Below are 12,727 nucleotides of genomic sequence, written 5' to 3'. Positions count from 1 at the left end.
GTTCATAAATAGGCTCGCCGTGGTTTCATCTACTCGAACGTGTTCCACATCACGTTGTGACGTCCGCGCACCGGGCCGAAGGAGATAAGCCGTGACCAGCACAAACATTCCCGCGGGATTCGATTTCACCGATCCCGACCTGCTCGCGAGTCGATTGCCGATCGAAGAGTTCGCCGAACTGCGGCGCACCGCACCGGTCTGGTGGTGCGCGCAGCCCGACCGCGCCAGCGGCTTCGACGACGGCGGCTACTGGGTGGTGTCGACGCTGGCCGACATCAAGGAGATCTCGAAGAACCCGGAGGACTTCTCCTCGCACGAGAACACCGCGATCATCCGGTTCAACGAGGAGACCACCCGCGAGCAGATCGACATGCTCGGCAACATGCTGATGCTGAACCTGGACCCGCCGCAGCACACCAAGATCCGGCGGATCGTGTCGAAAGGCTTCACCCCGCGCGCGGTGGAGAACCTGCGGGCCGCACTCACCGAGCGAGCCCAGCGGATCGTGTGGGAGGCCAAGAAGGCCGGTCGCGGCGACTTCGTCGAGCAGATCGCGTGCGAGCTGCCGCTACAGGCCATCGCCGAGCTGATCGGCGTGCCGCAGGAGGACCGCATGAAGCTGTTCGACTGGACCAATCAGATGATCTCCTACGACGACCCGGAGTTCGAGGGCAACCACCACACCGCGACCGCCGAGGTGATGGGCTACGCCTGGAACATGGCCGAACAGCGCCGCGGCTGTCCGGCGGCCGACATCGTCACCCAGTTGGTGAACGCCGACGTCGACGGCGAGCACCTCGGCTCGGACGAGTTCGCGTTCTTCGTCATCCTGCTCGCGGTCGCGGGCAACGAGACCACCCGCAATTCGATCACCCACGGCATGAAGGCCTTCGTGGACAACCCGGATCAGTGGGAGCTCTACAAGCAGCAGCGTCCGCGCACCGCGCCCGACGAGATCGTGCGCTGGGCCACGCCGGTGACCGCCTTCCAGCGCACCGCCACACGCGACCTGGAACTCGGTGGCCAGCAGATCAAGAAGGGCCAGCGCATCGGCCTGTTCTACAGCTCGGCCAATTTCGACGAGCAGGCCTTCGTCGACCCGTTCCGGTTCGACATCCTGCGCAACCCCAACCCGCACGTCGGCTTCGGCGGCACCGGCACCCACTACTGTGTCGGCGCGAATCTGGCCCGCTTGGAGATCGACCTGATGTTCAATGCCATTGCCGACGCGATGCCGAACCTGCGCCAGGTCGCCGAGCCGGTGCGGCTGCGCAGCGGCTGGCTCAACGGCATCAAGCGCTGGGAGGTCGAATACGCTTGAACCGACGTGTGATCGAGGGGGTGGCCGGGTGACGGGCAAGGCGCGTGGCCGTGCGCCGGTGGTGACCGATGCCGATATCCGGCGGGTCACCCGGGCGCTGCTGTCGGAGCAGGGCGCGGACGCGGTCACCCTGCGCGCGATCGCCCGCGAACTCGGCGTCACCGCGCCCGCGCTGTATCGGCACTATTCGTCGCGCGACGAGCTGATCGAGCGGATGCGGGTGGAGTTCTGCGCCGATCTGGCTCAGTTCCTCTCGACCGAGATCGAGCCGCTGCCCGACGACGGCGCGGTGCGATTCCTTGCCATCTGCCGGGGCTTCCGGCACTGGGCGCTGGCGAACCCGAGGGAGTTCACCCTGGTGTTCGCCTCGCCCACCTCGGAACGGTCGATGATGCACCGCTTCGACGAACCCTTCGGCCGGATCTTCCTCGCCGCCGCCGGCGGACTCCTGGCGAACTTCGAGATCGCCACCCCACCGGGCGAGACCATCCCGGCGGCGCTTCGCGACGACCTCATCGGCTTCCAGACCGACCTGCTCGCCATGCTCTCCGAATCCGGGCAGAAGTTCCCCGCCGAGAAACTCGACCTCGGCGTGACGTACCTGATGGTGCAGATCTGGGCCCGCCTGTTCGGCCACGTCACCCTCGAGGTGTTCGGCAATTACCCGATTCCCCTGGCGGACCCGGAGATCATGTTCGACGCCATGCTCGCCGACCTCGCCCGCACCACCGGTTTCGCCGGCTGAGAGATCCACGCCTCGGTCACGGGAAAGGTGCCGCGGTAGACCAGATTTCGCCCGCTACGACGAGATGGTCGAGGTAGCGCAGGCCCACTGTGCGGGCGGCTTGGTGGAGCAGGGTGCTGGCTCGGCGGTCGTCGGGACTGGGAGTCGGATCGCCGGAGGGGTGATTGTGTACCAGCGCGAAGGCTCGGCCGTCGTGGCGCAGGACGGTGTTGAGGATTTCGCGGACGGGAACGGCGACGTGGTCGATGGCGCCTTCGGCGACGAAAGCCCGGTGGCGTAGGCGGTTCTGGGTGTCGCAGACGAGGACGAGCAGGCGCTCTACCCGGGCTCCCGCGAACAGCGGGATCGCCACGGCCGCGATGTCTTCGGGGGTGGTGAGCTGGGGTAGCGACTCCGTAGGGGTGCGCGAGCGGGTGCCGAGGTGGAAGGCCGCGACGACCGTGGCGGCTTTGGCTGGGCCGATGCCGGCGTGGACGGCCAGTTCCTCGGGCCGGGCGGCGGCGAGTTCGGCCAAACCGCCGTAGTCACCGAGCAATTGGGCGGCGACTTCCAGTGCGGATCGGCCACGGGTGCCCTGGCCGAGCAGCAGCGCCAGCAGCTCGCCGTCGCTGAGCGCGTGTGGGCCGAGCATGCGCAATCGCTCGCGCGGACGTTGGGCGACAGGCAAACTCGCGATCGGAACCGACATCGTATCCCCCTGCGGATCGGTGACTGACTCCGATAATCGCAGGGGGTACCGACAGACTCGGGCTACCCCTCAGCCACCACCTCGGTGACGAACCCGAACCTGGACCTGTCCCCCTAGGTCGACTCCGCGAGGAGGACGGAATCAGTGGGCGGATCTGTGCTGAATACCGAATCTGGATCGAGGGCACTGCCCCGGTCAGTGGGCGGATCTGTGCTGAATACCGAATCTGCCATCAAGCGTTCCAAATTCCGTAGCTGACGTTCGTGCACCACGATGCGGCGCAGCGCCTCGTTGACGGTGGCATTGCTGTCGGCGGTGCCCATGATGTCGGCGGCAGCGGCCAGCAGGCGCTGATCGAGATCTATTCGCAGGGTGCGCACACAACCTCCTCTTCTACGAACGCAATTTTGCGCGATAGCCGCTCGGCTCGTCGGCTGATTCACCGCGTCGTTACCGAAACCGCGTGTTCGCAAGTCCGCACAGCACGGCGCGAGGACAGTCAGCAAGCACACAGAAAACACAGTTCACCGCCGGAATCCGACCGCGACGAACCCTGCAACTGTGCAGTTTGCGTAGTTGTCGGCGTGGTTGTTGTCGCGACGGGAATGCGGTGCTTGCCTGGAGTCATGTTCACCGAGGCCCAGCTCTACTCGCCGGTGACGCGCGAGCGTGACGGCAACGTGACAGTGCACCTGAGCGACGACCACCCCGGCGTGCACGACGAGCACTACCGCGCGCGCCGCAATGCCATCGCCGCGCTCGCGCTCGACCACTCCCCCGGCGCCCCCGCACCGCACATCGACTACACCGACGACGAGCAGCGGGTGTGGCGGATCGCGTCGGCGGAGCTGGCCCGCAAACACGAGGTCTACGCCTGCCGTGAGGTTCGGGAGGCAGCGAGCAACCTCGGCCTCCCGCACGATCACATCCCGCAACTCGACGAAGTATCGCGGCTGCTCACCCCCCTCACCGGCTTCCGGTACGTGCCCGCCGCCGGCCTGGTTCCGCTGCGCGAGTTCTTCGGTTCCTTCGCCGAGCGCACCTTCCACTCCACCCAGTACATCCGTCACCACTCCGCCCCGCTCTACACCCCCGAACCCGATGCGATCCACGAGATCATCGGCCACGCCAGCCAGATCGCCAGCCCACGTTTCGCGGCACTGTACGAGACGGTCGGCGCCGCGGTGGCCCGGCTGGAGACCGACACCGCGCTGAAATTCCTCGCCGACGTCTTCTGGTTCTCGCTCGAGTTCGGCGTGGTCCGCGAGAACGATGAAATCCGTTGCTACGGCGCCGGACTGCTGTCGTCCTACGGCGAGATCGACGAGTTCCGGCACGCGCGCCTGCGGCCGCTCGACGTCGCGGAGATGGGCGCCATCGCCTACGACATCACGCATTACCAACCGGTGCTGTACTGCGCGGATTCGGTGGATCAGATAGTCGGCGTGCTCGGCGAATTCTTCGCGACCATGGACGACGAGACACCGGCCAGGCTCGGCCGCCCCGCCCAGCCGGTTTCCTAGCTACCCTCGAAAACCTTGCTACAGAACACAGTTCAACATTTCGTGTTTCTCACTTGTTGGGACCCAACACGCGCGACTGATGCGCGACTGTTACCTTCGACCCGTTCTTCGAGCTTTTGAAAGGGTCGGGTAGACCGAAAATGACTGTGGACGTGACAAATACGCAGGCCGAGCAGAACCCGGAACCGGAAGCGCCCCTGTGGCTGCAGGGCCGCGAAGCCGTGATCGCCGCCGCAGCGCCGGAGGAATGGCGCGGCGACGTTCCCGATTACCATCTGAGCCATGTGGTGATCCCGCGCGAGCGCAGCGTCGAGCACGCGCCCGGGTCCCTGGAGGCGATCGTCGAAGACTTGGTGAAGGTCTTCGAAATGGAGGTCTCGCACAAGGCCGACCCCGCCAACTGGTTGTCGGTGGTGGCCGAGCATTACCGCGGCCGGGTCAACGGTGGGACGTGGCAGGACGCCGAGGAATTCGCGCGTATCGGCAGCTACAACATCCTGATCGGCGACAACCCGTACTACGACGCCGCGAACGAGACCTTCGATTCCTCGCACCACATCTTCCACACCGCCTTCCCCGGCGGATTCTTCTGGGAGGTCCAGGAAGTGCTGTCGGGCCCGCCGTCGGTGAGCTTCCGCTGGCGTCACTGGGGCAAGTTCGAGGGCGAGTACAAGGGCCACCAGCCCACCGGTGAGCAGATCGAGATGTTCGGTGTGACCATCGCCCGCGTCAGCGAGGATCTGCGCATCCTCGAGCTGGAGCACTTCTACGACAACAACCAGCTGCTCGGCCCGCTGGCGCACGGCTGCCCTGTGCAGCACGGCAAGTCGGAGTAATCAGGCCGGATCGTCGAACGGCAGGCCGGCCTGCAGGAATGTCAGGGCGGCACTGACGTTGGTGACATTCATCGGAGTGGCGGGCGCGATGGCGAGCATGGAGCCGATCATCGCGCCCGCGGCTACCCGCACATCGAAATCGTCCGCGGACCGACCCGTGTAGTCGGCCAGCATCTGGGCGGCGAGCTCGATACTGCGCAGAAATTCCAAACCGATCGCCGAGCGTAGTTCGGGCACGTGGAACAGCAGTGCCTGCCGTTCCTGCTCGAACGCGAGGTCGGCGGGCGACATCCTGCCGAAGACCGCCGCGGTCGCGGTGCGGATGGCGGTGATCGGATTCAGGCCGCGCGGGAGCGTGGCCAGCTCCTCGATCATCACCGGGTCCTGGTCGTCGGCGATGACCAGCTGTTCCTTGGTCGGGAAGTAGCGGAAGAAGGTGCTGGGCGAGATCTCGGCCGCCGCCGCGATCTGCTCCACCGTGGTCTCGGTGTAGCCCTGTTCCCGGAACAGCCGGAACGCCTCGACCCTGATGGTTCGGCGGGTCCGCTCCTTCTTCCGCTCGCGTAGCGACCTCTCAACCGACATGTACCGATTCTGCCGCATCCGGGGCGACAGCCGGTGCCGTCGGTCGCAGCCACAGCGCTGTCACCAGTCCGGCGACCAGACACAGCGCCGCGCACAGCCCGAGCATGGTGTCCATGCCCGCCACGAAGGCCTGCTGCACCTGCGCGAGCATCGCCGGATCACCGGTCTCGCGCGCCACCGCGACGCCCGCGTTGACACCGTCGGAGATCGGCGCACGGTCGAGCGCGCCGAGGTCGGCCCGGTACCGGGTGGCCAGCACGGTGCCGAGCACGGCGACGCCGATGGTGCCGCCCGCCTGTCGAAGTGCTTGCAGCAGTGCTGAACCCGACCCCGAACGTTCGGCGGTCAGTTCACCCATCCCCAGGCCGACGGCCGCGGGCATCACCATGCCGAGCCCGGCGCCGAGCACCGTCGTCCACAGCGCGGTCAGCCCGTAACCGCTGTCCACCGTGGTGAACGCGCCGAGTCCGAGTCCACCGGCGACCACGAGCAGTCCGGCGGTGATCACCACCCGCACACCGAGCCGGGGCAGCAGCAGATCGACCAGTCTGCTGCCGATGACGAGTCCACCGATCAACGGCAGCAGTCGCAGCCCGCTGCCCAGCGCGTCGACGCCGAGCACGGCCTGGAAGTACTGCGGGACAGTGAAGAACATGCCGAACATGGCGAAGCTGACCAGGATCGAAATCGCCGTGCCCCACCGGAAGCCGGGCGCGGCGAACAGCGCGAGGTCGATCAGCGGATACTCGGCGCGACGCTGCCACCACAGGAACACCGCGAGCGTCGCCGCCCCGGCCCCCACGACGAGCCAGCCGACCAGATCGTCCCAACCGCGTTCACCGATGCGGATGAAGCCGTAGGTCAACCCGAGCATGCCTGCCGCCGACAGCAGCGCGCCGAGGAGGTCGACGCGAAAACCGCGCTCACTGCGCGATTCCGGCACCAGGGTGGCGACGGCCAGTGCGCCGATGACGACCAGTGGCACATTGATCAGGAACACCGAACCCCACCAGAAGTGCTGTAGCAGCCAGCCACCGAGGATCGGGCCGAGCGGCAGGCCGATGGCGGTCGAGGTGACCCAGATCGTCAGCGCGCGTTGCCGCTCGACGGGGTCGGTGAACAACACCGGCAGCACCGACATCGACAGCGGCACCAGGGCGGCGGCGGCGATGCCGAGCACCACTCGTGCCGCGATCAGCTGACCCGACGAGCCCGCGAACGCGCACGCCAGCGAGGCCACACCGAACAGCACCAGCGCGGCGAGCAGCACCTTCTTGCGGCCGTAGCGGTCGCCGAGCGCGCCCGCGGGCAGCATCAGCGCGGCGAGGGCAAGGGTGTAGGCGCTGCTGAACCATTGCAGCGCAGCGGTATTCGCGTCGAGGTCGACCGCGAGCGTCGGGATGGCGACCGTGAGCACGGTGACGTCGAGTCCGATGGTGAGCATCGCTACGGCGAGCGCGCCGAGCGCGAGCCAGCGGCGGGTTTCTTCCGTCCGCATATCTCCTCCAAAATGAGAGTGTCTACTTTTTGATAGTAACTTCCATTTACTAGTGAGTGTCAATAGATACTCGGGTCGGGGAACGGCGCGCGACAGCGACAACTAGGCTGCGTGGCGATGAGGATTCGCGAAGTCGGCCTGCGCGCCGCATGCTTTCTCGGCGCTGCCGTCACCGCCACCGCTCTCGCAGGCACTCCCGCCGTCGCCGTGCCCGCCACGAACGGGCCACCGACCAGCGCCCCCGCACCGGGTGCGACGACCACGCCGCCGTTCACCACGCCGAACACCGACGACTGCCCGCAGAAAACGCAGCCGCCCGCGCCGATCGATACCTCGGAAGTGCCTGCCCCCGGCGAACCGACACCGAGCCGGATACCCGTTCCCTCCCCCGCTATCGGTGGCCAGCGGATGGGAGACTGCGGGCTGATCACGCCCGACGGCGCGCCCCCGGTGCCCGCCGAGATCTCGGCCACCGCGTGGATGGTCTCCGACCTCGACACCGGTCGCGTACTCGCCGCCAAGGACCCACACGGCCGCTACCGCCCCGCCAGCACCATCAAGGTCGCCCTCGCCATCGTGGCGCTGCGCAGCCTGGATCTGGACAAGGTGGTGATCGGAACGCAGGCCGACGCCGACGTCGACGGCACCAAGGTCGGCATCGGCCCCGGTGGTCGCTACACCAACCGACAGCTCATGCAGGCGCTGATCATGTGCTCGGGCAACGACGCCGCCCACGCCATCGCCGCCCAGCTCGGCGGCGACAAGGCCACCGTGGCGAAGATGAACGAGGTGGCGAAGTCGTTGCGCGCGTTGGATACTCGCGCGGCGACCCCGTCCGGCCTCGATGGCCCCGGCATGAGCACCTCGGCCTACGACCTCTCGGTGCTGTTCCGCGAGGCGATGAACATCCCGCTGTTCGCCGAACTGATCCACACCGAACAGGTCGACTTCCCCGGCTTCCCCGCCGACCCCGAGATCCCCGGCGACAAGGATCACCCCGGCTTCCCGATCGCCAACGACAACCAGTTGCTCTACAACTACGAGGGCGCGATCGGCGGCAAGACCGGTTTCACCGACGACGCGCGCCAGACCTTCGTCGCCGCCGCCGAACGCGACGGACATCGCTTGGTCGTCACCCTGCTCAAGGCCGACGTACGCCCGATCCGGCCGTGGGAACAGGCCGCGCGCCTGCTGGACTATGGTTTCGCCCTCGACACCGACGGCAGGATCGGCAAGCTGCCCGAAACAGGCAGCGAGGCGATTCAACCCAGCGTGCCGCTGGCCTCACCGCCGCCGCGTGCCGACGGTTCTCAGGCCGAGCCGCAGCGATCCCCCCATCAGGGCGCACGCATCGCCACCTTGATCGGCGGTCCGGTGTTGGTCGTGGTGCTGTTGCTGTTGGCGCGCCGGGCATTCCGACGCAGGCGCTGACCGGGCGTTACTTGCGCCGACCGACCAGCAGCAGCGCGAGCGCCGCGACCGCGCCGGCTCCGAAGTAGGCGGCGCCCGTCCCCGTCGACATCCCGTGCTCGACCACCCGTGGCCGGATGACCACCGCGTTCGGCGGCTCGACCGTCACAGCGCGCTCGTTGTCGCGCGAGGTGGCCGCCCACGCGGTCGCGAACAGCAGAATCCGATAGGACATGTAGCTGAACACCATCAGACCGATGATCGAACCGAACGTCGCCCCCACCGGGCTGGACAGCACCACCCGCAGGTAGATCGCAGCGATGATCTTGAAGATCTCGAAGGCCACCGCGGCCAGCATCGCCGCCCGCACCGCGCTGCGCAACGACACCGGCTCACGCGGTAACCGCGCGATCATCCACGCGAACACCGCCCACGACGCGAGCAATCCGAGCGCGATCGATAACAACCGCAACACCAGCGAGGCGCCGGGCAGATGGTCGGTCCCCAGGAATTCGAGCACCCCCTTGCCCAAACCGCTCGCGGAGACCGCGGACAGACCGAGCGACACCACGAAGGCGAGACCGAGACCGACCAGCGCGCCGATATCCGACAATTTGGCCAGCCACCAGGGTTTTTCGGGACTCTGCGTGTCCCACTGCTCGGTGAGCGCGGCCCGCAGGTTCGCGATCCAGCCGAGCCCGGTGTAGAGGCCGACCAGCAGGCCGATGACGCCGACGGTGCCGCGGGAATTCATCGCCTGCTCGATGAGGTCGTTGATCTGGGTGCCGAAAGAGCTGGGAACCTTCTCGACGACCTTCTCCTGCAACTCGTTCAGCAGGTCCGGTTGCCCGGCCAGGATGAACCCGGCCACCGAGAAGGCCACCATCAGCAGCGGAAACAGCGACAGCACAGTGAAATACGTGATGCCCGCGGCGAAGAAGTCACCGCGCTGGCTCTGGAAACGCCCACCGGCCCTGACCAGATGATCCAGCCAGGGCCTGCGCCCGATGTGCTTCTCGACGGTGGCCGAGATGTTGTCGATCAACTGCATGACACGCGCCCCTTCAACGAAAACCTCAGGTGCGCAACGGGTCAGCGAGCGAGGAAGCCAACCCGGTCGTACACCTGAGCAAGTGTGTTGCCTGCGATCTCACGCGCCCGTTCGGCACCCGCGGCCAGAATCCGGTCCAGTTCTGTCTGATCGGACAGGTAATCCTGGACCTTCTTCTGCAGGGGCGTGACGAATTCGACCAGCGCGTCGGCCACCTCGGCCTTGAGATCACCGTAGCCCTTACCCTCGAAATTCACCTCGAGGTCGACGATCGGGGTTTCGCGCAGCGAGCTCAGGATCACCAGCAGGTTGCTGACGCCCGCCTTGTTCGCCGGGTCGTAGCGGATCTCGCGCTCGGTGTCGGTGACCGCCGAACGCACCTTCTTGGCCGTGACCTTCGGGTCGTCGAGCAGATTGATCAGCCCGGCGTCGCTGGAGGCCGACTTGCTCATCTTCGCGGTGGGGTCCTGCAGATCGAAGATCTTCGCGGTGCCCTTGACGATGTGCGGTTCGGGCACCACGAAGGTCTTCTTGTAGCGAGTGTTGAAGCGCTGGGCCAGGTTTCGGGTCAGCTCGAGATGCTGACGCTGGTCCTCGCCGACCGGCACCTGATGGGGGCGGTAGAGCAGGATGTCGGCGGCCATCAGCACCGGGTAGGTGAACAGGCCGACGGTCGCGTTCTCGGCGCCCTGCTTGACCGACTTGTCCTTGAACTGGGTCATCCGGCCCGCCTCACCGAAACCGGTGATACAGCTGAGCACCCACGCCAGCTCGGCGTGCTCGGGCACCTGACTCTGCACGAACAGGGTGGACTTGGCGGGATCGATGCCGAGCGCGAGCAGCTGGGCCGCGGCGGACTTGGTGCGCGCGCGCAGCGCCTTGGGATCCTGGCTGACGGTGATCGCGTGCATATCCGGAATGAAGTACAGCGCGTCGTACTCGTCCTGCATCGTCACCCAGTACTGCAGCGCACCCAGGTAGTTGCCGAGGTGGAAGGAGTCGCTGGTGGGCTGGATGCCCGACAGCACCCGCTGCTTGCGTTCGGCCGTCGCGGCCGGGGCAGGACTGGACATGCCCCAATCCTTCCATGGGCCTCAAGCGGAATTTCGCTGCACCCAGTTGCGCGGATCGACGCCGGGCATGCTCGGGTGCCCCGTTCGCACCATGTGCTGTTCGCGGCGGGCCAGCAGCTGGTAGGAGGGGGCGCTCGGTCCGGCGAGGGTGCTCGCGAGCACCCGGGGCGCCAACGGTGGGGCGAGGTGGGCGGTGCGGATGCCGGTGCACAGCGCGCGGTGGGCGAGTTCGTCGGCGATGCCCCACTCGATGCCGTACATCTGCCGGATCCGGGCCGGGAGGCTGCCCTGCACGAGCAGATACAGCGCCGTGCCGACCTGCTCGGCGGGCGGACGCTGCCGGTAGGCCTTGCGGTGGCCTGCCAGGTAGGAACCGACCAGCGCCGCCTCGTCGGTGAGGAACAGCTCGGTGGAGTTCAGATAGGTGTCGAAGTAGCGGCGGAAGGCCGGGTAGTCGGCGGGCGCGGCGTCGCGCGGCATGCCGAACAGCTCCCCCCAGCGGACGTAGTCCTGGTAGAGATCTTCGCGTTCGGTGGGGGTGAGTTCGCGCACGAGCCGGTCGTACATCACCTCGGCCGAATCGAAGGTGAAGGCCATGGTCATGAACATCAGATGCGGGTCATGGGCCGCGTAGGCGGTGCCCGCGGGGTGGTGGGCGCCCGCGTCTTCGGGCAGGGCGCCGACCACCGCGTCGTGCTTGCGCCTGGTGAAGGCCAGCGCGCGGTCCGCCTCGGCCTTGCTGCCGAGGAACACCGCTTCGAACAGGGCGCCGGTGACGGCCAGCCGGGTGTAGGGGGTCTCCCGATGCGAGGTGTGTTCGCTGGTGCCCACGAACAGCAGCGGATGCACCGCACCGATCACCAGGGCCCGCACGCCGTAGGTCAGACCGACCGCGCGCTTGCTCATCACCCGCCGGATCATCGAATCATCGGCGAAATATCCGGGTTCGCCCTGTCGTACAGCCATGCCGCGCCTCCTCGTCGAGTGCATCTGGCAATAGAATCCCCCAGAATTGATATTCTGGCAAGAGTCTCTACCAGAACACCACCCGAGTACGACGGCACGCAGAATGGAAGCCGTGGCAGCACAACGGACATACGGCGGCGTCTCGGCGTCGCAGCGGCAGGCGCAGCGGCGCACCGCACTGTTGGACGCGGCGCTCGACATCGTCGCCGAGGACGGGCAGGCCAAACTCACCGTCGCCGGGCTGTGCGCCCGCGCCGGTCTCAACGAGCGCTACTACTACGAGAGCTTCGAAACCCGCGACGGCGTACTGGAAGCGCTGCTCGACCGCATCGCCGAGGAACTCACCGCGGCGATCGCGACCGCACTGGCGACCGCGGGCCCCGACAGCCGCACCCAGGCCCATGCCGCGATCGACGCGGGCATCTCGGTGCTCACCGACGATCCACGCAAGGCACACGCCGCGCTGATCGCCGGGATGGCGACCCCGGAATTGCGCGCGCGCACCGCCCGGACGGTGCGCGCCTTCGCCCGTCTGGTCGCCGCCGAAGGCACCGGATTCTATGGCGGTGACGTTCCACGGAAACTGGTCGACTTCCGGGCGATCTACCTGGTCGGCGGCCTGACCCAGGCCCTCACGACCTGGCTGGCCGGCGATCTCGACCTCACGCGCGAAGAGCTGATCGACCAGATCACCGAGGTCTTCGTGCTACTCGGCGACGACCTGGCCGACCGCTACCGCTGAGCGCACTCGGCTCCTAGCCGATCGGGATGCACGTATCGAGCATGATCCCGTCGCACGGCTGGGAGGAACCGAGCCCGATCTGCCGCACTAGCGCCTCGATCAGGGCACCGCCGGACGATCCGGTCGCGGGCCCCGCGACCGGCGCCGTCGCCACATCGGCCGAGGCCATCGCGGCACCCGACATCATGATCGCGGCGGCAATGCCCGCGCTCGCCAGAACTCGCTTCATCGTGTCTCTCCTCGTTCGGCGGCCTCAGCGACCGCTCGGCGAGAACGGTAAGCGGGTCGA

Annotated in this window: 14 protein-coding genes; 6 read left to right on the top strand and 8 right to left on the bottom strand. The window is 67.1% G+C overall.

What is annotated here, in order from left to right:
* Positions 1-91: 91 nt before the first annotated feature.
* The gene (locus tag QX204_RS03115; RefSeq protein ID WP_301905086.1) at positions 92-1,321 is read left to right on the top strand and encodes a cytochrome P450; all 1,230 of its coding nucleotides are present in this window, start codon (positions 92-94) and stop codon (positions 1,319-1,321) included.
* A 28-nt stretch (positions 1,322-1,349) separates the two neighbouring features.
* On the top strand, positions 1,350-2,066 hold the full coding sequence (locus QX204_RS03110; RefSeq protein ID WP_301905085.1) for a TetR/AcrR family transcriptional regulator: 717 nt from the start codon (positions 1,350-1,352) through the stop codon (positions 2,064-2,066).
* Positions 2,067-2,082: 16 nt separating this feature from the next.
* Here the strand turns inward: QX204_RS03110 and QX204_RS03105 are convergent, their stop codons facing one another.
* Both QX204_RS03105 and QX204_RS03100 read right to left on the bottom strand, forming a co-directional pair.
* The gene (locus tag QX204_RS03105; protein WP_301905084.1) at positions 2,083-2,754 is read right to left on the bottom strand and encodes a JAB domain-containing protein; all 672 of its coding nucleotides are present in this window, start codon (positions 2,752-2,754) and stop codon (positions 2,083-2,085) included.
* A 113-nt stretch (positions 2,755-2,867) separates the two neighbouring features.
* The gene (locus QX204_RS03100; RefSeq protein WP_301905083.1) at positions 2,868-3,134 is read right to left on the bottom strand and encodes a type II toxin-antitoxin system VapB family antitoxin; all 267 of its coding nucleotides are present in this window, start codon (positions 3,132-3,134) and stop codon (positions 2,868-2,870) included.
* A gap of 246 nt (positions 3,135-3,380) precedes the next feature.
* Between QX204_RS03100 and QX204_RS03095 the strand changes: the two genes are divergently transcribed.
* A complete protein-coding gene (locus QX204_RS03095) occupies positions 3,381-4,277 on the top strand; it encodes a phenylalanine 4-monooxygenase (RefSeq protein ID WP_301905082.1) in 897 nt (298 codons plus the stop codon).
* Positions 4,278-4,429: 152 nt separating this feature from the next.
* Positions 4,430-5,113: an ester cyclase gene (locus tag QX204_RS03090; RefSeq protein WP_301905081.1), complete on the top strand. Its 684-nt coding sequence runs from the start codon at positions 4,430-4,432 to the stop codon at positions 5,111-5,113.
* Here the strand turns inward: QX204_RS03090 and QX204_RS03085 are convergent, their stop codons facing one another.
* Positions 5,114-5,698: a TetR family transcriptional regulator gene (locus QX204_RS03085; protein ID WP_301905080.1), complete on the bottom strand. Its 585-nt coding sequence runs from the start codon at positions 5,696-5,698 to the stop codon at positions 5,114-5,116. It abuts the gene before it with no gap.
* Positions 5,688-7,196 (bottom strand): MFS transporter, encoded by a 1,509-nt coding sequence (locus QX204_RS03080; RefSeq protein ID WP_301905079.1) that lies wholly within the window; start codon positions 7,194-7,196, stop codon positions 5,688-5,690. Before QX204_RS03080 ends, QX204_RS03085 begins: the two co-directional genes overlap by 11 nt.
* Before the next feature lie 117 nt (positions 7,197-7,313).
* Between QX204_RS03080 and QX204_RS03075 the strand changes: the two genes are divergently transcribed.
* Positions 7,314-8,627 carry a D-alanyl-D-alanine carboxypeptidase family protein gene (locus QX204_RS03075; protein WP_301905078.1) on the top strand — a complete coding sequence of 438 codons (1,314 nt, stop codon included), beginning with the start codon at positions 7,314-7,316 and terminating at the stop codon, positions 8,625-8,627.
* Between the two features lie 7 nt (positions 8,628-8,634).
* Here the strand turns inward: QX204_RS03075 and yhjD are convergent, their stop codons facing one another.
* From yhjD to QX204_RS03060, 3 genes are read right to left on the bottom strand one after another with little or no spacing between them, the layout of a single operon-like run.
* Positions 8,635-9,657 carry an inner membrane protein YhjD gene (gene yhjD, locus QX204_RS03070; RefSeq protein ID WP_301905077.1) on the bottom strand — a complete coding sequence of 341 codons (1,023 nt, stop codon included), beginning with the start codon at positions 9,655-9,657 and terminating at the stop codon, positions 8,635-8,637.
* Between the two features lie 41 nt (positions 9,658-9,698).
* Positions 9,699-10,730 (bottom strand): tryptophan--tRNA ligase, encoded by a 1,032-nt coding sequence (gene trpS / locus QX204_RS03065; RefSeq protein WP_301905076.1) that lies wholly within the window; start codon positions 10,728-10,730, stop codon positions 9,699-9,701.
* Positions 10,731-10,751: 21 nt separating this feature from the next.
* Positions 10,752-11,696, bottom strand: coding sequence for an oxygenase MpaB family protein (locus QX204_RS03060; protein WP_301905075.1), 945 nt, complete (start codon positions 11,694-11,696; stop codon positions 10,752-10,754).
* Between the two features lie 103 nt (positions 11,697-11,799).
* Here QX204_RS03060 and QX204_RS03055 point away from each other — a divergent pair, with 103 nt between their 5' ends.
* A complete protein-coding gene (locus tag QX204_RS03055; protein WP_301905074.1) occupies positions 11,800-12,438 on the top strand; it encodes a TetR/AcrR family transcriptional regulator in 639 nt (212 codons plus the stop codon).
* Between the two features lie 13 nt (positions 12,439-12,451).
* On the opposite strand, the gene QX204_RS03050 is transcribed toward QX204_RS03055, so the two are convergent.
* Positions 12,452-12,667 carry a hypothetical protein gene (locus QX204_RS03050; protein ID WP_301905073.1) on the bottom strand — a complete coding sequence of 72 codons (216 nt, stop codon included), beginning with the start codon at positions 12,665-12,667 and terminating at the stop codon, positions 12,452-12,454.
* Positions 12,668-12,727: the final 60 nt, after the last annotated feature.

This window comes from Nocardia sp. PE-7, from assembly GCF_030486425.1.
GTDB lineage: Bacteria > Actinomycetota > Actinomycetes > Mycobacteriales > Mycobacteriaceae > Nocardia > Nocardia salmonicida_A.
Note: the sequence above shows the minus strand (reverse complement) of the source record. Positions and strands in the feature narration are given on the sequence as shown.